Consider the following 17,267-nt stretch of genomic DNA (forward strand, 5'->3'; position numbering starts at 1 on the left):
TGTCCGAACCTTTGCCCAGCCCTCCCAGCAGGCCGCCTGTTGCGGCGAGGGCAAAAGAAAAGGCCCCGACGCAGGTCCGGGGCCTTCCAATAGGTTCGATCTCTGCCAGCCTCGGCAGATCAGCCCTGCAAGCTCTTCACTTCAACGTCACCTTCTGCCTGCGCCTTGATCGCGCGGGCGGCGGCATTGGCACCGGCTGCGGTGGTGAAATAGGGGATCTTGTCATAGAGCGCGACGGACCGCATCTCCTTGCTGTCTTCAACCGCCTGCGCGCCTTCGGTGGTGTTCATCAGCAGCTGGACGTTGCCGTCCTTCAGCATATCCACCACATGAGGGCGCCCCTCATAGACCTTGTTGACCAGTTCGCAGGGCACGCCGTGCTCATCCAGCCAGCTCTGGGTGCCGCGTGTGGCAACCAGGGTAAAGCCCTGTTCCACTAGGATTTTTGCGGCGTCCAGCATCAAAGTGCCCTTGTCGGCATCCTTGATCGAGATAAAGGCCCGGCCCGAGGATGGCAGCACCATGCCAGCCCCCATCTGCGCCTTCAGGAAGGCGCGGGCAAAGCTGCGGTCCCAGCCCATGACTTCGCCGGTGGAGCGCATCTCGGGGCCGAGGATGGTGTCGACGCCGGGGAAGCGGGCAAAGGGAAGCACCGCCTCCTTGACCGAGAACCACGGCATGTCCGGGTCGGCCAGGGTCATCGGATCCGCCATCGGCACGTTGACGTCATAGCCTGCGTCCGGCTCATAGGGCGGCCGCTTAGGGAAGTTCGACAGCGGCTCACCCGCCATGACACGCGCCGCGATCGAGGCGATGGCGCTGTCGGTGGATTTCGCCACAAAGGGCACGGTGCGCGAGGCCCGCGGGTTGACCTCGATCAGGTAGATCACGTCATTGCCGTCGGCGTCAGGTTTGACCGCGAACTGGATGTTCATCAGGCCAACCACATTCAGCGCCTTGGCCAATGCGTTGGTCTGGGTCTTGACCTCGGCGATCACCTCTTTGGACAGCGAGTAAGGCGGCAGCGAGCAGGCACTGTCCCCAGAGTGAACCCCGGCCTCTTCGATATGCTGCATGATGCCTGCGACATGCACGTCGGTGCCATCACAAATCGCATCCACATCCAGCTCCACCGCGCCCGAGAGATAGCTGTCGAGCAGAACCGGGCTGTCGCCGGAGACCACGACCGCCTCGGCGATGTAGCGCTTGAGCTGGTCCATATCGCGCACGATCTCCATCGCGCGGCCACCCAGAACATAGGACGGGCGGATCACCAGCGGGAAGCCGATTTCAGCCGCGATTTCAATCGCCTGCGCGTCGGTCGAGGCAATGCCGTTATGCGGCTGCTTGAGCCCCAGTTGGTTGACCAGCGCCTGGAACCGCTCGCGGTCCTCGGCCAGGTCGATGGCGTCGGGCGAGGTGCCAAGGATCGGGATGCCTTCCTCTTCCAGCGCATTGGCCAGCTTCAGCGGGGTCTGGCCGCCGAACTGCACGATCACCCCGTGCAGGGTGCCGTTTTCCTGCTCCTTGGTGAGGATTTCCATCACATGCTCAAAGGTCAGCGGTTCAAAATACAGCCGGTCCGAGGTGTCATAGTCGGTCGACACCGTTTCCGGGTTGCAGTTGATCATGATGGTCTCGAAGCCCGCGTCGGTCAGCGCGAAACAGGCATGGCAGCAGCAGTAATCGAACTCGATCCCCTGGCCGATCCGGTTTGGGCCACCGCCCAGAATGACAACCTTCTTGCGGTCGCTCGGCCGGGCCTCGCATTCCACATCGCCAAAGGCCGGGGCCTCATAGGTGGAATACATATAAGGCGTCTGGGCCTCAAATTCGGCGGCGCAGGTGTCGATCCGCTTGAAGACGGCCTTGACGCCCAGATCACGGCGGGCGCGGCGCACCTCGGTCTCGCTCTTGTCGGTCAGTTTCGCAAGGCGGGCATCGGTAAAGCCCAGCATCTTGACCCGGCGCAACCCATGCTCATCCTTTGGCAGGCCCTCGGCGCGGATCTCGGCCTCGGCCTCCACGATTTCGCGGATCCGGGCCAGGAACCATGGATCGAACTTGGTGACGGCCTGGATTTCATCATCCGACAACCCGTGCCGCATCGCCTGGGCAATGGTCCGCATCCGGTCGGGGGTCTGCTTGCTGATGGCCTTGATCACCGCAGCCTTGCCATCGGTGCCATCCTCGGCGCCGGGAATGGCAACCTCGTCAAAGCCGGTCAGACCGGTCTCCATGGACGCCAGCGCCTTTTGCAGGCTCTCGTGGATCGTGCGGCCAATGGCCATGGTCTCACCCACGGATTTCATCGCCGTGGTCAGATAGGGCTCGGAGCCTGCGAATTTCTCGAAGGCAAAGCGCGGGATCTTGGTCACAACATAGTCGATCGTCGGCTCAAACGACGCCGGTGTCACGCCGGTGATATCATTGTCCAGTTCATCCAGCGTAAAGCCAACCGCCAGCTTGGCCGCAATCTTGGCAATCGGGAAGCCGGTTGCCTTGGACGCCAGCGCCGAGGACCGCGACACACGCGGGTTCATCTCGATCACCACCATGCGGCCATCCTCAGGGTTCACCGCCCATTGGACGTTGGAGCCGCCGGTTTCCACGCCGATTTCGCGCAGCACCGCAATCGAGGCAGAGCGCATCATCTGGTATTCTTTGTCGGTCAGCGTCAGCGCCGGGGCCACGGTGATCGAATCACCGGTGTGCACGCCCATCGGGTCGATATTCTCGATCGAGCAGACGATAATCGCGTTGTCGGCGGTGTCGCGCACCACCTCCATTTCATATTCTTTCCAGCCCAGCAGGCTCTCGTCCACGAGGATCTGATTGACCGGCGAGGCATCCATGCCGGAGCGGCAGAAATGGATGTAATCTTCGCGGTTATAGGCGACGCCACCGCCGGTGCCACCAAGGGTAAAGGCCGGGCGGATGATCGCGGGCAGGCCAATGTCTTCCAGCTCGTCCAGCGCCATCTGCACGCCTGCATCCAGGTCCGCGCTGCCGTTAGCTTTCTTCGGGGCGGTGATGATTGTGGCGCGGGGGTTTTCCAGTCCAAGCCGGTCCATCGCTTCGCGGAACAGCTTGCGGTCTTCTGCCATTTCAATGGCTTCGCGCTTGGCGCCGATCATCTCGACGTTGAATTTCGCCAGCACACCCATCTCTTCCAGCGCCAGTGCGGTGTTCAGACCGGTCTGTCCCCCCATGGTCGGCAGCAGCGCATCGGGACGTTCCTTTTCGATGATCTTGGCGACCACCTCCGGGGTGATCGGCTCGATGTAGGTGGCATCCGCCAGACCCGGATCGGTCATGATCGTTGCCGGGTTGGAGTTCACCAGAATGACCCGGTAGCCCTCTTCACGAAGCGCCTTGCAGGCCTGCGCGCCGGAGTAGTCAAACTCACAGGCTTGGCCGATGATGATCGGCCCCGCACCAATGATCATGATCGATTGGATATCGGTTCTTTTCGGCATGGCCTGAATCCCTCTGATTTGCGCGAGTCATGGGCACCCCCGTGCGCCCAAATTGTCCTGCGTTATAGGGACCGCACCGAAAGGTTCAAGGGGGATCGGAAACCGAATTGGAAATGCCGCATCCGTGGGTTTTGTTCGCATAGCGAACGGATATATGTGGAGAGGTCATAACGACGGAGCAGGCTGACGTGCGGATTCGCTTTGATCAGGGGCCGATGGGGGCCGGGACATGTTTTGAAACGCCGCTGCGCATGATCCGCGCAGAGCGGGCCGAAGACGTGCCTGCCGCGCTGGCGGCGCTGGATGCGGCGCGCGACGCCGGCCATTGGCTGGCGGGCTATGCGTCCTATGAGCTGGGCTATGCGCTGGAGCCAAAACTGGCGGGCCGGATGCCTGCGGGGCGGCGGCTGCCGCTGATTTGTTTTGGGGTCTATGCGGAACCGCGAGCGCAGAACATTGGGGGCCGGACCCGACCGCAGGCGGAAAGCGAAGCTGGTCTTGAAGGAATTACCCCCCGCTGGACTTTTGACCGCTACGCCGAAGCCTTCGCAGAGGTGAACCGCAACATTGGCCAGGGCGATATCTATCAGGCCAACCTGACCTTCCCGATTGATGCCGACGCTTATGGGACATCCGAAGACATCTATGCCGCGCTTCAGGCCAGACAGGCCGTCGGCCACGGTGCCTTGGTCCAACAGGAGGGGCTGCCGGACCTGTTGTCACGCTCGCCAGAGCTGTTTTTCCGCACCGATGCAGAAGGGGGCATCGAGACCCGCCCGATGAAGGGCACCCAGCCGCGCAGCGACGATCCGTTGGAGGATGCCCGCCGCCGCGACTTTCTGCGCCAGGATGAGAAGAACCGCGCCGAAAACCTGATGATCGTGGACCTCTTGCGCAACGATATCTCACGCGTCGCCGAGACCGGGTCTGTGCATGTACCGGAGCTGTTTGCGGTAGAGAGCTACGCCACGGTGCATCAGATGGTCTCCACCGTCCGCGCCAGATTGCGGCCCGACGCGGGGCTTGCGGAGATCTTTGCCGCGCTGTTTCCCTGCGGTTCCATCACCGGCGCCCCCAAGATTCGCGCGATGGAAATCCTCGCGGAACTGGAACCCTGGGCGCGCGACATCTATTGCGGCACCATCGGCTGGGCGGCGCCGGACGGCCGGGCAGAATTCAATGTGGCAATCCGCACGCTGATGCTGGACGCGGGCCGCGCGACGCTCAATGTGGGCGGTGGCGTGGTCTGGGACAGCACCGCAGATGCAGAATATGAGGAAGCCCTATGGAAAGCCCGCTTTGCCCGCGTGACACCCTCCAGAACGATCCCGCTTTCGGCCTGATCGAGACGCTGGGCTGGCATCCGGGGCAGGGCTTTCGTCACCTGCGGCTGCATCTGGCCCGGATGGCGCGCAGCGCGGCCCTGTTCGGGATCGCTTTCGATCCAAAGCGGGCGGAGGCGGTTCTGGCGGAAGCCACCGATACGGTGCCGCTGCGCTGCCGCCTGACGCTGGATGCTGCTGGCCAACTGGCGCTGACCACGGCTCCGCTGGGCGGCACGCCTTCTGAATGGCGGCTGGGGGTCGCGGAGACTCGGCTGGAAGCGGACGACATGTGGCTTCAGCACAAGACAACCCGCCGCGCGCTCTACGATGCCGCGCGGGCCGCGCTGCCGGAAGGCGTGGATGAACTCCTGTTCCTGAACGAGCAGGGCGAGGTTTGCGAGGGCACCATCACCAATATCTTTGTAACCCGCCCGGACGGGCAGGTGATCACGCCGCCGCTCAGCTGCGGTCTGCTGCCGGGTATCCTGCGGCAGGTGATGCTGGAGCGGGAGGAATGCACGGAGGCGGTGCTGCGTCTTGAGGACCTCAGGTGTGCCAAGGCCATCCATATGGGCAATTCCCTGCGCGGGCTGATCCCGGCACGTCTGGTGTGACGGGGGCGCTCCCGCGGACAAGCCGCCCTTCTGGCTGACGCCAGCGGGCCCTTGCCCTTTGGGCGTGGCAGCGCACCATTGGGTGCGCTGCGGTTCCGCAGAACGCAACCAACGCCGTGCCAGAGGCACGGCGCCCGGCCCAACGTCGGAGGTCTCAGCGCGTCCGCGATGAGACCGTAGAGGGCGGGAGGCCCTCGCTCGGGCGCGCAACAGGCACTATTGGGGGCTCGCGGCTGCCGAATCCGCCCAGTTTGCTTGACAACGGCGTCGCAACCTAGTGTACCACCCCGGACGAATTCCGCGCCGTTCTGGCGCATTTCCCGATTGACGGCCCTCCCGGACATGAGACCGGTATAATGAAAGGTCACCCCATGCACGACTATCGCAGCCATACCTGCGCAGAACTGAACAAATCCAACGTCGGTGAAACCGTCCGCCTGTCGGGCTGGGTCCACCGCGTCCGCGACCATGGCGGGTTGTTGTTCATCGACCTGCGCGACCATTACGGTGTGACCCAGGTCATGGCCGACCCGGACAGCCCGGTCTTTGCCGAGATCGAGAAGGTCCGCTCCGAATGGTGTATCCGCATCGACGGCAATGTCATGGCCCGTGATGAGAGCCTGGTGAACCCTAAAATCTCCACCGGCGAGATCGAAGTCTTTATCCGCGATATCGAGGTGCTGGGCAAATCCGAGGAACTGCCGCTGATGGTGTTCGGCGAGCAGGAATACCCGGAGGAAACCCGCCTGCGCTACCGCTACCTGGACCTGCGCCGCGAGAAGATGCAGCGCAACATGGTGCTGCGCTCCAACATGATCCGTTCGATCCGCAACCGCATGTGGGACATCGGCTTCAACGAATACCAGACCCCGATCATCACCGCCTCCTCCCCCGAGGGCGCGCGCGACTTCCTGGTGCCGTCGCGCCTGCATCCGGGCAAATTCTATGCGCTGCCGCAGGCGCCGCAGCAGTTCAAGCAGCTGATGATGGTGTCGGGCTTTGACAAGTATTTCCAGATCGCGCCCTGCTTCCGCGACGAGGACCCGCGCGCCGACCGCTCGCCTGCGGATTTTTACCAGCTCGACATGGAAATGTCCTTTGTCACCCAGCAGGATGTGTTCGACACCATCGCGCCGGTGATGGCGGGCGTGTTCGAGGAATTCGGCGGCGGCCGCAAGGTCGACCCGGCGCATGACTGGCCGCAGATCTCCTACAAGGATGCCGCCAAATGGTACGGCACCGACAAGCCGGACCTCAGGAACCCGATCAAGATGCAGGACTGTTCCGAGCATTTCCGCGGGTCTGGGTTCGCGATCTTTGCAAATCTCTTGGAAAACGAAGGCACAGAAGTGCGCGCGATCCCGGCACCGACCGGCGGCTCCCGCAAGTTCTGCGACCGGATGAACAAGTTTGCCCAGGGCGAAGGCCTGCCGGGTATGGGCTATATTTTCTGGCGCGACGGCGACAACGGGATGGAAGCGGCTGGCCCGCTGGCCAAGAACATCGGGCCGGAGCGCACTGAGGCGATCCGCCAGCAGCTGGGCTTGGGCGTTGGTGACGCGGCCTTCTTCCTCGGCGGCAAGCCGAAGGCGTTTGAAGGCGTAGCGGGCAAGGCCCGCACCGTCATCGGCGAGGAGCTGGGCCTCATTGACAAGGACCGCTTTGCCTTTGCCTGGATCGTCGATTTCCCGATCTACGAGAAGGACGAGGAAACCGGCAAGATCGACTTTGAGCACAACCCGTTCTCGATGCCGCAGGGCGGTATGGACGCGCTGCTGTCCGATCCGCTGGCCGTGAAGGGCTACCAGTACGACCTCGCCTGCAACGGCTACGAGCTGGTCTCCGGCGCGATCCGGAACCACAAGCCGGAGATCATGTTCAAGGCCTTTGAAATCGCGGGCTACGGCAAGGAAGAGGTCGAAAAACGCTTTGGCGGCATGGTCAACGCCTTCCAGTACGGCGCCCCGCCGCACGGTGGCTGCGCGGCCGGTATCGACCGCATGGTAATGCTCTTGGCCGACGAGGCCAACATCCGCGAGGTCATCATGTTCCCGATGAACCAGCGCGCCGAAGATCTGATGATGTCGGCCCCGTCGGAACCGCTGAGCGAGCAGCTGATGGAGCTGGGGCTGCGGGTGATTCCACAGGACCAGTAACCACTGGAGGTCAGTCTGAAACAGGCCCGGACAGATGTCCGGGCCTGTTTTGATTCGGCGGGCATCGCAGCTCCGTCGAGTTGTGGCGCGATCTTGGCGGCCCGCAGTGCGCCCATGAGCAGAGAGTTGCGTGCCTGAGGAAATTCAGCTGGTGTCGGCGCCGCGATATCCTACTCTTGTCGGGTTGCAACAGCTCATGAGCGGGGAAAGCGATGCGCTTTGACGGGGAATTGGCGGAGATCCGTTTCGGCTGCGGCCTGTCGCCGCTGCATGCCCCTGCCGCCGGGCCGGAGCGGCTGCTTGCTGACCTTCAGGCCCCGGATCATGCGGCGCAGACCTGGCCGATCCCAGGGTTTGACGCTGCGCTGGCGGATGCTCGGGCCTATTCCGCCGCCCGCCGCGCCCGCAAGGCGGCCGCTGGCAGCCCGGATTTCGAGATGCGCGACAGGGATCTGAAACACCAGCGCGCCCTGATGCGGGACCATCAGGCGGATTGGTTCGTTCGACGGCTGCTGCGCTGCGTGACAACGCCGCATGGGTTTCGCGAACGGCTTGCCCTGTTCTGGGCGGATCACTTCACCGCGCAGGGCAAGATTGCCGCGCTGCGCTACGCTGCCACCCCCTATGTCGAGACGTCGATCCGCCCGCATATTGCCGCGCGGTTCGAGGATCTGCTGATTGCGGCTGTGACCAGCCCGCTGATGTTGCATTACCTGGACCAGCACCGGTCCACCGGCCCCAACAGCCGCCGCGCCAAACGGGTCGCGCAGCGTCAGGGGCGGGTGGTCGGGCTCAATGAGAATCTGGCGCGCGAAGTGCTGGAACTGCACACGCTCGGCGTTGGCGGGCCTTATACGCAACGGGATGTGCGCCAGCTGGCCGAGCTGTTCACCGGCATGATCTACGACACCACCGAGGGCTTCAAATTTGCGCCGGGATGGGCCGAGCCGGGGGCTGAGACCCTATTGGGAAAGCGCTACGATGCCGAGGTCACCGGTCTGGCTGCGATCAAACAGGCGCTGCGGGATCTGGCGCGCCACCCGGCCACGGCGGATCATCTGGCGCATAAACTGGCGGTGCATTTCACCCGTGACACGCCGGACCCGGCACTGGTCGCCCATCTGGCGGCCCGCTACCGGGCGACATCGGGGGATCTGACGCAGGTCTATGCGGCGCTGCTGGAGCATCCGGCGGCCTGGCAACCTGACCTTGAAAACGTCAAACCGCCCTTTGCCTATCTCGCCTCGGCCTGTCGGGCGCTGGCGTTGCCAGCTGCCGCGCTGACCGGGCTGAGCCGGGCGCAGGTCAACCGGTTCTTCCTGCGTCCGATGCAGCGCATGGGCCAGCGCTGGGAGGTCTCCAACGGTCCCGACGGCTGGCCCGAGGCCGATGCAACCTGGATCACGCCGCAGGCTCTGGCGGAGCGGCTGCGCTGGTGCATGTCGGTGCCGGCGCAGGTGATGGCGCAGGGGCCGGGACCATTGCCCGCGCCGCTTCAGCTGCTGCGAAGCGCCCTTGGCGGCCGGGAAACCGCGCAGCTGCGGTTCGTCGCAACAGCTGCCGAAACCGAGCGGGAGGCGATAGGACTGATCCTGGCCTCACCCGCCTTTCAGCGGCGTTGAGAGGGAGATCGAGATGACCAAGACACCGCGTCATGGGTTCACTGGCCCATCCCGCCCCTCTGGCCTGACCCGGCGCGGTTTCCTCGCCCGCTCCGGTCTGATTGGCTGTTCGCTGGCGGCAAGCCCGCTGCTGACCCCCGTGAGCTTTGCTGCGGCCCCCTGGGACAGCCGGCTGGTGGTGATCATCCTGCGCGGCGGCATGGATGCCATCGATGTGGTCCAGCCCTATGGTGATCCGGCCTATGCCGGCCTGCGGTCGAGCCTCAGGGGAGGGCCGCAAAATGGCGGGCTCGATCTGGATGGCTATTTTTCCCTGCATCCGGGACTTGCCCCCTTGATGCCGTTGTGGCGGGCGGAGCAGCTCGGGTTTATTCACGCGGTATCAACGCCTTATCGCGACAAGCGCAGCCATTTTGACGGTCAGGATCTGCTGGAAGCCGGGACGCCGGGGCTGCACCAGCGCCGCGACGGATGGCTGAACCGGCTGTTGCAGATCACGCCCGGTGTCGAGGCGCGCACCGCCTTTGCCATCGGGCAGGGGGAAATGAAACTGTTGCAGGGCGTGGCCCCGGTGTCCGACTGGTCGCCGGATGCGGAAATGGCTCTCAGCCCGCAGGCCGAACGTCTGGCCGGTCTGATGATGGAGCAGGATCCGCTGTTTCATGCCGCTCTGGCAGAGGCGCTCGACCTTGCCGACAGCGCACCCATGGATGCGGACGGCGCCGGGAGCGCAGAGGCAACGGGAAGCATGGGGCAGGCCAAGGCACGATCCCGACCACATCAGCGGATTGCCAGCTATGCGGCCCAGCAGCTGCGCGGTGACAGCCGGATTGCGGCTTTCTCGATCAACGGCTGGGATACGCACAACCGTCAGACCGGCGCGCTCACACGGGCGCTGGGGCGCCTGTCCGATACCATTCTGACACTGTACCGCGATCTTGGGCCGGGGATCTGGGACAAAACCGCAGTGGTGGCGATGACCGAATTTGGCCGCACCGTGCGCGAAAACGGGACCAGCGGCACCGATCACGGAACCGGCGGTGCGATGGTGCTTGCCGGTGGCGCGATCCGGGGTGGCCGGGTTCACGGGCTGTGGCCGGGTCTTGAGGAGGCGGCGCTGTTTGATCGCCGTGATCTGATGCCCACTGGTGATGTGCGGGCCCATATGGGCTGGATCATGCGCGGTATGATCGGCACCGACGCCCAGCAGATTGCAGATGTGGTTTTTCCCGGCGTCGAGCTGGGCGCTGAGCCGGGGGTGCTGCGGCGCTGACGGGGATGCGCTGACCGCTGCGGCGGCTTGCGGCTCCGCCAGTGGGCCGCCAGTCAGCGATCAATGGGAGCGGGGCCGAGAGTGTGTCGGCTCGCGCGATCTGTCGCCTTGCGCCGCTATGTGGGTGCTGCGCATTTGCCGACCGCGATACCGACCGTGCGATCTGTCATCCAATAGACTGACCGGGCTACCTGTCAGCAAGGATGCTCGCCCAACGATCTGTCAGCAAGGGTGCGGACGGGGTGACCTGTCAGCCAGGATCAGGTGATCCCGTGGCGCGGCAGATCAGCGGTCGCTGCGATCAAGGATGACCAGCGATCCCAATGTCCGGTCGCGGTTACGGCGGATTTCACGGGCCGAGAACCGCGCCTGAAGATATAGGACAATGCCCAAAGTGGTTGAGGCGATGAGAACGATTTCGATCATCTCAGATGGCGACTTTCTGTTTCAGACGTTCCTGAACCAGCCCGGCGACACGGGCGGCAATGGCGGCAACGGGGCGTCCGCTGCTGCGGGCATCGGCCAGATCTGCGGCGGCTCCTGCCAGATGTGAGTCGCCAACGCTGCGGGCCACACCACCAAGGAACTGCGCAACATAGTCCAATGTCTGCCCTTCCTCAGCTTCGTTCAGCACCTCTGCGGCATGGGACATGTCATCCTGAAAGGCGAGGAGATCCGGCTCGATCACCTCATCGGTCAGCTGGTTGGGGCCGGAGAGCTGGCGTTCGGCGGGCAGGCGCGACAGGATCGCGGATTGGAATGCGGCGAGCGATGTGATCGGTTTTGCCAGAAACCCATCGGCCCCGGCGTCCATCGCCATCGCCTCACCTGCTTCATCACCGGAGATCCCGAGGATCACGCCGACACGCGGCGAGGCCTCCGCCATGGAGCGGATCAGATCGGCGCCCGACCCATCGGGCAGGCCGAGATCGGCAATAACGACCGAGGGGCGGTAGACCTTCAGATGCCGGTGGGCGGATTTCAGACAATCGGCCCGGCGGATTCGCGCACCGCTGCGCAGGCACAGCAGACGCATCGCCTCGCAGGCGTATCGACTGTCTTCCACCACAAGAATGGTCAGCCCCAACAAAGGTCGTTTGGTGGTGGGCAGGCGGTGGGCAGCAGCAAACAGTTCCGAATCGTCCATGACTAAGGCTCCTGACTGGATACGACTCAACGCTAGGGAAACGGGGCTAACAGCTGGTTAACATCCAGGTCGCAGCCTAGGGTTGAATGGAATTACCGCGCAAAAATCGACGCAACGAAGCGTTATTGCAGGAAATATTCTGCCGCGCGGATTGGCGCACTTGTCCGCAGGCCATGGCTCTTTGATAAGTCTTGGCAATCAGTTCACTCAGGAGACCGCACCATGATTGGCCGCCTCAACCACGTCGCAATTGCCGTACCGGACCTTGATGCCGCCTCGGCACAGTATCGCAACACCCTCGGCGCCAAGGTCGGCGCCCCCCAGGATGAGCCCGATCACGGCGTCACCGTCGTGTTCATCGAACTGCCCAATACCAAGATCGAGCTGCTCTACCCTCTGGGCGACACTTCTCCCATTGCGGGGTTTCTGGAAAAGAACCCGGCCGGGGGCATTCACCACATCTGCTACGAGGTGGATGATATCCTGGCGGCCCGCGACCGGCTCAAGGCCGAAGGCGCGCGGGTGCTTGGATCGGGCGAACCCAAGATCGGCGCCCATGGCAAACCGGTTCTTTTCCTGCATCCGAAGGATTTCAACGGCTGCCTGGTGGAATTGGAACAGGTTTGACGCTATCTGCCCCTTAACCCTCCGCAGTGGGGCGGGGGTCTCAGAAGGACAGCTATCATGGGTGTGACATCCGGTTTGGTTCTCTATGCGGTGATCTGGTTCATGACGTTCCTGATCGTGATCCCGATCCGCATTCAGACGCAGGGCGACCTTGGCGAGATCGTGCCCGGCACCCACGCCGGTGCGCCCGAGCATCACTATCTAAAGCAGAAGGCCGTGATCACCACCATTGCCGCTGCCGTCATCTGGGCGATCGTTGCAACGATCATCCTTAGCGGCTGGATCACGGTGAATGATTTTGACTGGTTCGACCGGCTGCCGGATCCCGAATAACCTGGCGCAGCATATCTTTGGCATCATAACAGGCGGGCAAGGGTCCGCCTGTTTTATGTTTGTCCTCCGGTTTGCCGCCCCGGTTTGCTCCGCGCGGCTCAGCCTGCCGACAGTTCGTGCCGGGTCAGCCGATGGAAGAGATGGGTGAAGGTCGCCGCCCCGATGATCGGGATAAGCAGGTTCACCAGCGGAATCGACAGCGGCATGGCCATCAGCACACCGGCGATCCAGACCGCGCCCAGATGCTTGCGCCGCAGCCGTTTGGCTTCCGGCAGGCCAATGCGCCGAGCCGCGGCGAGGGTGAAATACTCCCGCCCCAGAAGGAACCCGTTCAGCCCCCAGAAGATAAACAGCGCAAAGGGGGCAAGCATCACGTAAAGCACCAGCGCCAGCACATTGGCGACGACAAGAACGCCGAGAAAATTGATGGTATCGCGCACGCCATCCCAGAACGGTGTCTTGGTCGCCGGTGGCAGGCCGGGATAGTGGCGATCTTCTACCGCCTGTGCGACCTCATCCAGAAACATCGAGGTAATCGCCGAGGCCACGGGCACCATCAGGAACGCCGACAGCACCAGCATCAGCAGCAGCGAGGTGATCGAAAGAAGATCATCGACCCAGGTGACCGGGCCGATCAGCGGTAGCGTCGCATCCGGGCCAACCAGCCATTGGATCAATGCCAGAAACGCCGCATAGGCCAGCACCAGCAGCGCGACGGTCAGGCCAATGCCCAGAAACAGAACCCGGCGAAAGCGGGGATCGCCGATCTGGCTCAGCGCCTTTGAGAAATCTGTCAGAATCATTGGTCCATCCAGGTGGTCAGCGTCGCCAGATCAGGGCGGGGGCGGTCCGGCGGTGTGTTGGTTTCGGTGGCGATATGGATCAGGCCCGCAATCCGCTCATGCGACTGCAGGCCAAAGGCTTCGGCGCAGAACTCGGGATCATGGCTGGCCCAGCCTGACAGCCAGTTGGCGCCCCAGCCGGCCGCAAGAGCCGCGTTCAACAGCGCCAGGCAGACGGCCCCGGCGGAGTAGGTCTGCTCGATGGGCGGGATCTTCGGGCTGGCCTTCTGGATCTCCACAACGGCGACCGCCAGTTGCCCCAGTTCAAACTGGCTGCGGCCCTTGGCAATATCCTCGGCCGATTTGCCCAGTCGTTCGCCTGCCTTGCCGGTCAGCTCTGCCAGCCGCGCCATCGCGGGTTTCTCGATCACGATGAAACGCCAGGGCTCCAGCTTGCCGTGATCGGGCGTGCGTGCGGCTGCGGTCAACAGCGGCATCAGCGCCTCGCGGCTTGGGGCCGGGGCCACCAGCGTCTTGGCCGGGCGGGAACGGCGCGACAACAGAAACGCCAGGGCTGCATCATTGCGAGGGGGCATATGTGAAACCTTTTTACATCTATCGCCCCATGTCGGCAGGGCGGCGCGGGATTTCAAGGGGGATCCGAGAATTTGGCAGAGCTGGCCTGCCCGGAGCGGGGACAGGCACGGACCGCAGCCGGATCCAAACATGAGGTGTGAGGCAGGAAATATCCCGGTCGTAGCGCCAAAGTCTATGGATTTTGCCCGCAATCCGCGCGATCACCCCGCTATGGGCAAGCCAAAGCAGAAAGACCTCCCCGATCTCAGCCATCTGGCCATCGCCGGTGCAGAGATTGCCGTCCGCGTCACGCCAAAAGCGTCGCGCAACGCCGTTATCCGTGCCGGGGCGGAGAGCTGCGGGCAGGCGGGTGTGCTCAAGATCACCGTGACGGCAGCGCCCGAGAACGGCAAGGCCACGGCTGCGGTGCAGCTGCTGCTGGCCCGCGCGATGGGTATTGCCCCCTCGCAGCTGACACTGCTGCGCGGCGCGACCTCTCGGGAGAAGGTCTTTGCCTACCGCCCCTGAGGTCTCCGGGTCGGGGCCTGCGCCGCCAACCATGGGGCCCGCCCTCACCAGCTCCTGATGGATCTCAGCCCTTTGCCTCGGGTTCATCATCGCGGGCAAAGCGATAGACCCCCTCAGGCAGATCCAGCGCCGCAGCAAGATCGCGGACCTGATTGTGCGACAGGGTGATTGTCTGAACCCGGTCGGTGCGCGGGTCCAGCTGTTCGACCGTGACGCATTCTGTGAAAATATTGATGGAGACATCTTCCATCAGCGGGGTGGCCTCGTCATCGACGAGCGTAACGACGGTGGCGTCGAATTCATGCTCAATGGTAAACATGTCCCCAGCTTGCCACCGGGCCGCCCCCGCTGACAAGGCTTTGTCGCATCACGTGATCTTGCAGCAGATTGCAGCCGCCGGAGCTTCATGCAATTGATCCTCGGTCCGCTGTCGCGATAAGATGGCACAGACAAAGCAAAGGAGATGTCATGCGTCGGGTGTTGCTGTTGATGGGATGTGCCATCACCATGGGTCTTGCGGCCTGTGATGTTGTGGTTGACACCGGGTCTGCGCCCACCGCGCGGCCCTCTGGCGCGCCGGTTCAGGGCCTGTCCCCGGCCGAGGGGCGCAGCGCCTTTGCGGCGGTCACCCGCGTGGTCGAGCCCGTCTCTGAACGGGAATGCCGGGCGCGTGCGCCGGGTCTGAACTGTGATTTCCTGATCCGCATCGACCCCAACCCCAATGCCCCGCCAAATGCCTATCAGAGCCAGGACCGGTCCGGGCGTCCGGTGATCACCTTCACCCAGCGGATGCTGGGGCAGATTGCCAATCGGGATGAGCTGGCCTTTGTAATGTCACATGAGGCCGCCCACCATATTCGCGGCCATCTGGCGCGCAAACGACAAAGCGCGGTGGCAGGCTCGATTCTGCTGGCGGGACTTGCCAGCGTCTCTGGCGCCAGCGCGGCGGATGTGGCCCGCGCCCAGGATCTTGGCGCGGTGGTCGGCGCGCGCACCTATTCGAAGAATTTCGAGCTGGAAGCGGATGAGCTGGGTACCATCATCACCCATAAGGCCGGGTATCGTCCCAGCATCGGGGTGCGCTTCTTCAACCGGCTGCCGGATCCGGGGGATCGCTTTCTGGGCACACATCCGGCCAACCCGGACCGGGTGCGCGTGGTCAATCAGACGATCCAGAAATATAACCTGAATTGAGCGATCTGGACCAAGCCGTCGCCTCGCTGAGGCAGCTGGGCGTCGTGCTGACCGATCGCGGCTCGCGCTATGCGGTCAGCGGTGCGCGGGTCACCAGCCGCGAGCAGATCGACGCCGTGCTGGCGGCGCTGAAATCCGACCGCTCCTATGCCAAGGCGACCCATAACACCTGGGCCGCGCAGCTGCCCACCGGCGCGCTGAAGGCCGATGACGGCGAAAGCGGCGCCGGTATGGTCATCCTGCGCATGATGGAGCGCGAGGGGCTCTGCGATCACCTGATCATCGTCACCCGCTGGTATGGCGGCAAGAAACTGGGCGGCGACCGGTTTCGCCGGGTTCAGGACGCGGTGCGCGCCTATCTCGACCCGGCCGGGAGCAGCTGACCGCCGGGTGCGCGCCCTTTTGACCTGCATCAAATCGCAATGCGCCGGAGATGGCTAAGCTGCCCTCAGAATGAATGATTTCCGAGGGCGCCGAGATGACCACCTACACCGATCAGAGCCGCAGGGACAACCTGAAGACCCATGCCGATCTTTTCGACAGCATGGCCACAACCGTGGGGCTGGACCTACAGGAAGAAGCCATCTCGGGCCGGTTGAGATTTGACGAGATCGCCGAGGCGGTGCTGCGCTGCACCCGCTGCGGCGGCGTCGGTGCCTGCCGAAATTGGCTGGCGAAGGGGGGCCGCCCAGGCGCCGACGCGCCGGATTTCTGCCGCAACCGCGATCTGCTGGCCTTTCTGAACGATGCGGAGACAGAGCAGGAGCGCTAGGATGCGGCCGCTGGGCGATCCGCTCCATCACCTGCGCCTGATGGCCCGGATGGGGCAGGCTGCGGGGGTTGAGCTGAGCGCTGCGCTGGCCGCAGGCCGGATCCCTCCCGAGGACTGGGCCGCGATGATCACCCGCTGCCGCAGCTGCGACGCGACCCTGCACTGCGAGGCCTTCCTTGCCACCCGCGAGCGATCACAGGCGCCGATGTCCGGCTGCCGCAATGCCGATCAGCTGATGGTGCTGCGCGACTGACGTATCGCAGCTACGACCCGCGACGCTGCCGCAGGCGGTGCCAGCGATAGAGCGTCGGCGCCAGAAGGTGATCATATGCCGCCGATGCAAGCTGGCGCAGACCGGGCAACCCGACGATCCGTGCGACCCAGCGATATCCCGGCATCTGCGCCCAAAGCACCAGAAACGCCGGGATGCCACTCAGCACCTCGCCCCGATGGCGCACATGCAGCCGTCGCGCCGCGCTATCGGCATCCACGCCCCACAGCGCCAGATCCTGCGAGTTCAGATCATCAAACCTAAGCGGCAAATCCCGCCGCTCCGCCAGATTGGCATAATGGCGGATCTCGATACTGCACACCGGACATTCCCCGTTGTAGAGAACCTCCGTGCTGTCATCCTGAGGGGTCGGCATGGTGGGTGCCTCTTTTCTGAACACTGATACCTGACGATATAGCGGCGCCGCGCCGCCGGACGAAGGGCAGATGGTCACAGGCAGCACAAAAACTCCACGCGCCACAATCCATCCCGGTCCACCCCGTCCAACCAACAACGCGGCAAGGGGTAATGTTGCTGCGGTCTATCCAACCTTTGCAATAAATCTAAA

Annotated in this window: 19 protein-coding genes; 12 read left to right on the forward strand and 7 right to left on the reverse strand. The window is 63.7% G+C overall.

Going from position 1 to position 17,267, the window contains the following annotated elements; genetic code table 11:
- Window positions 1-119 precede the first annotated feature (119 nt).
- The gene (carB, locus tag VWZ85_RS19795; protein ID WP_416589456.1) at window positions 120-3,479 is read right to left on the reverse strand and encodes a carbamoyl-phosphate synthase large subunit; all 3,360 of its coding nucleotides are present in this window, start codon (window positions 3,477-3,479) and stop codon (window positions 120-122) included.
- A 188-nt stretch (window positions 3,480-3,667) separates the two neighbouring features.
- Between carB and VWZ85_RS19800 the strand changes: the two genes are divergently transcribed.
- From VWZ85_RS19800 to VWZ85_RS19820, 5 genes are all read left to right on the forward strand, one after another.
- Window positions 3,668-4,822 (forward strand): aminodeoxychorismate synthase component I, encoded by a 1,155-nt coding sequence (locus tag VWZ85_RS19800; protein ID WP_416544184.1) that lies wholly within the window; start codon window positions 3,668-3,670, stop codon window positions 4,820-4,822.
- Window positions 4,765-5,418 (forward strand): aminotransferase class IV family protein, encoded by a 654-nt coding sequence (locus VWZ85_RS19805; protein ID WP_416589457.1) that lies wholly within the window; start codon window positions 4,765-4,767, stop codon window positions 5,416-5,418. Before VWZ85_RS19800 ends, VWZ85_RS19805 begins: the two co-directional genes overlap by 58 nt.
- 371 nt (window positions 5,419-5,789) lie before the next feature.
- Window positions 5,790-7,574, forward strand: a complete 1,785-nt coding sequence (aspS, locus tag VWZ85_RS19810) for an aspartate--tRNA ligase (protein WP_340546345.1) — start codon at window positions 5,790-5,792, stop codon at window positions 7,572-7,574.
- A 212-nt stretch (window positions 7,575-7,786) separates the two neighbouring features.
- Entirely contained in the window at window positions 7,787-9,196 is a 1,410-nt protein-coding gene (locus tag VWZ85_RS19815) for a DUF1800 domain-containing protein (protein WP_416589458.1), read from the forward strand.
- Between the two features lie 13 nt (window positions 9,197-9,209).
- Entirely contained in the window at window positions 9,210-10,469 is a 1,260-nt protein-coding gene (locus VWZ85_RS19820; protein ID WP_416589459.1) for a DUF1501 domain-containing protein, read from the forward strand.
- Window positions 10,470-10,754: 285 nt separating this feature from the next.
- Here the strand turns inward: VWZ85_RS19820 and VWZ85_RS19825 are convergent, their stop codons facing one another.
- Both VWZ85_RS19825 and VWZ85_RS19830 read right to left on the reverse strand, forming a co-directional pair.
- Window positions 10,755-10,895: a hypothetical protein gene (locus VWZ85_RS19825; protein ID WP_340546200.1), complete on the reverse strand. Its 141-nt coding sequence runs from the start codon at window positions 10,893-10,895 to the stop codon at window positions 10,755-10,757.
- A gap of 1 nt (window position 10,896) precedes the next feature.
- A complete protein-coding gene (locus tag VWZ85_RS19830; RefSeq protein ID WP_340546199.1) occupies window positions 10,897-11,616 on the reverse strand; it encodes a response regulator in 720 nt (239 codons plus the stop codon).
- A 222-nt stretch (window positions 11,617-11,838) separates the two neighbouring features.
- On the opposite strand from VWZ85_RS19830, the gene mce reads away from it, so the two are divergent.
- The gene (mce, locus tag VWZ85_RS19835; protein WP_340546198.1) at window positions 11,839-12,243 is read left to right on the forward strand and encodes a methylmalonyl-CoA epimerase; all 405 of its coding nucleotides are present in this window, start codon (window positions 11,839-11,841) and stop codon (window positions 12,241-12,243) included.
- A 57-nt stretch (window positions 12,244-12,300) separates the two neighbouring features.
- Complete coding sequence (locus VWZ85_RS19840) at window positions 12,301-12,576, forward strand: DUF1467 family protein (protein ID WP_340546197.1); 276 nt, start codon at window positions 12,301-12,303, stop codon at window positions 12,574-12,576.
- A gap of 98 nt (window positions 12,577-12,674) precedes the next feature.
- On the opposite strand, the gene VWZ85_RS19845 is transcribed toward VWZ85_RS19840, so the two are convergent.
- Both VWZ85_RS19845 and VWZ85_RS19850 read right to left on the reverse strand, forming a co-directional pair.
- The gene (locus VWZ85_RS19845; RefSeq protein ID WP_340546196.1) at window positions 12,675-13,379 is read right to left on the reverse strand and encodes an EI24 domain-containing protein; all 705 of its coding nucleotides are present in this window, start codon (window positions 13,377-13,379) and stop codon (window positions 12,675-12,677) included.
- Window positions 13,376-13,954 carry a nitroreductase family protein gene (locus tag VWZ85_RS19850; protein WP_416589460.1) on the reverse strand — a complete coding sequence of 193 codons (579 nt, stop codon included), beginning with the start codon at window positions 13,952-13,954 and terminating at the stop codon, window positions 13,376-13,378. Before VWZ85_RS19850 ends, VWZ85_RS19845 begins: the two co-directional genes overlap by 4 nt.
- Window positions 13,955-14,165: 211 nt before the next feature.
- Here VWZ85_RS19850 and VWZ85_RS19855 point away from each other — a divergent pair, with 211 nt between their 5' ends.
- Entirely contained in the window at window positions 14,166-14,462 is a 297-nt protein-coding gene (locus VWZ85_RS19855) for a DUF167 domain-containing protein (protein ID WP_416589461.1), read from the forward strand.
- 64 nt (window positions 14,463-14,526) lie between these two features.
- On the opposite strand, the gene VWZ85_RS19860 is transcribed toward VWZ85_RS19855, so the two are convergent.
- On the reverse strand, window positions 14,527-14,781 hold the full coding sequence (locus VWZ85_RS19860; RefSeq protein ID WP_340546194.1) for a hypothetical protein: 255 nt from the start codon (window positions 14,779-14,781) through the stop codon (window positions 14,527-14,529).
- A 149-nt stretch (window positions 14,782-14,930) separates the two neighbouring features.
- Between VWZ85_RS19860 and VWZ85_RS19865 the strand changes: the two genes are divergently transcribed.
- From VWZ85_RS19865 to VWZ85_RS19880, 4 genes are all read left to right on the forward strand, one after another.
- Window positions 14,931-15,656, forward strand: a complete 726-nt coding sequence (locus VWZ85_RS19865) for a M48 family metalloprotease (protein ID WP_340546193.1) — start codon at window positions 14,931-14,933, stop codon at window positions 15,654-15,656.
- Window positions 15,653-16,039: a YigZ family protein gene (locus tag VWZ85_RS19870; RefSeq protein ID WP_416589462.1), complete on the forward strand. Its 387-nt coding sequence runs from the start codon at window positions 15,653-15,655 to the stop codon at window positions 16,037-16,039. The genes VWZ85_RS19865 and VWZ85_RS19870 overlap by 4 nt, the downstream gene beginning before the upstream one ends.
- Before the next feature lie 95 nt (window positions 16,040-16,134).
- Entirely contained in the window at window positions 16,135-16,428 is a 294-nt protein-coding gene (locus VWZ85_RS19875; protein ID WP_340546191.1) for a DUF6455 family protein, read from the forward strand.
- 1 nt (window position 16,429) lies between these two features.
- Window positions 16,430-16,681 (forward strand): DUF6455 family protein, encoded by a 252-nt coding sequence (locus VWZ85_RS19880; RefSeq protein ID WP_416554841.1) that lies wholly within the window; start codon window positions 16,430-16,432, stop codon window positions 16,679-16,681.
- Between the two features lie 10 nt (window positions 16,682-16,691).
- Here VWZ85_RS19880 and VWZ85_RS19885 read toward each other — a convergent pair whose 3' ends face one another.
- A complete protein-coding gene (locus tag VWZ85_RS19885; protein ID WP_340546189.1) occupies window positions 16,692-17,075 on the reverse strand; it encodes a thiol-disulfide oxidoreductase DCC family protein in 384 nt (127 codons plus the stop codon).
- Window positions 17,076-17,267 lie beyond the last annotated feature (192 nt).

The sequence above is a fragment of the Phaeobacter sp. JH20_29 genome (genome assembly GCF_048056175.1).
Classification (GTDB): Bacteria; Pseudomonadota; Alphaproteobacteria; order Rhodobacterales; family Rhodobacteraceae; genus Phaeobacter; species Phaeobacter bryozoorum.

What these genes read in the sequence shown, in the direction of transcription:
- VWZ85_RS19840 (WP_340546197.1), top strand. Translation starts at nt 12,301, where the DNA reads ATGGGTGTGACATCCGGTTTGGTTCTCTATGCGGTGATCTGGTTCATG.
- VWZ85_RS19825 (WP_340546200.1), bottom strand. Translation starts at nt 10,895, where the DNA reads ATGATCGAAATCGTTCTCATCGCCTCAACCACTTTGGGCATTGTCCTA.
- VWZ85_RS19875 (WP_340546191.1), top strand. Translation starts at nt 16,135, where the DNA reads ATGACCACCTACACCGATCAGAGCCGCAGGGACAACCTGAAGACCCAT.
- VWZ85_RS19805 (WP_416589457.1), top strand. Translation starts at nt 4,765, where the DNA reads ATGGAAAGCCCGCTTTGCCCGCGTGACACCCTCCAGAACGATCCCGCT.
- VWZ85_RS19815 (WP_416589458.1), top strand. Translation starts at nt 7,787, where the DNA reads ATGCGCTTTGACGGGGAATTGGCGGAGATCCGTTTCGGCTGCGGCCTG.
- VWZ85_RS19845 (WP_340546196.1), bottom strand. Translation starts at nt 13,379, where the DNA reads ATGATTCTGACAGATTTCTCAAAGGCGCTGAGCCAGATCGGCGATCCC.
- VWZ85_RS19855 (WP_416589461.1), top strand. Translation starts at nt 14,166, where the DNA reads ATGGGCAAGCCAAAGCAGAAAGACCTCCCCGATCTCAGCCATCTGGCC.
- VWZ85_RS19885 (WP_340546189.1), bottom strand. Translation starts at nt 17,075, where the DNA reads ATGCCGACCCCTCAGGATGACAGCACGGAGGTTCTCTACAACGGGGAA.
- VWZ85_RS19865 (WP_340546193.1), top strand. Translation starts at nt 14,931, where the DNA reads ATGCGTCGGGTGTTGCTGTTGATGGGATGTGCCATCACCATGGGTCTT.
- mce (WP_340546198.1), top strand. Translation starts at nt 11,839, where the DNA reads ATGATTGGCCGCCTCAACCACGTCGCAATTGCCGTACCGGACCTTGAT.
- VWZ85_RS19820 (WP_416589459.1), top strand. Translation starts at nt 9,210, where the DNA reads ATGACCAAGACACCGCGTCATGGGTTCACTGGCCCATCCCGCCCCTCT.
- VWZ85_RS19830 (WP_340546199.1), bottom strand. Translation starts at nt 11,616, where the DNA reads ATGGACGATTCGGAACTGTTTGCTGCTGCCCACCGCCTGCCCACCACC.
- VWZ85_RS19860 (WP_340546194.1), bottom strand. Translation starts at nt 14,781, where the DNA reads ATGTTTACCATTGAGCATGAATTCGACGCCACCGTCGTTACGCTCGTC.
- aspS (WP_340546345.1), top strand. Translation starts at nt 5,790, where the DNA reads ATGCACGACTATCGCAGCCATACCTGCGCAGAACTGAACAAATCCAAC.
- VWZ85_RS19850 (WP_416589460.1), bottom strand. Translation starts at nt 13,954, where the DNA reads ATGCCCCCTCGCAATGATGCAGCCCTGGCGTTTCTGTTGTCGCGCCGT.
- carB (WP_416589456.1), bottom strand. Translation starts at nt 3,479, where the DNA reads ATGCCGAAAAGAACCGATATCCAATCGATCATGATCATTGGTGCGGGG.
- VWZ85_RS19880 (WP_416554841.1), top strand. Translation starts at nt 16,430, where the DNA reads ATGCGGCCGCTGGGCGATCCGCTCCATCACCTGCGCCTGATGGCCCGG.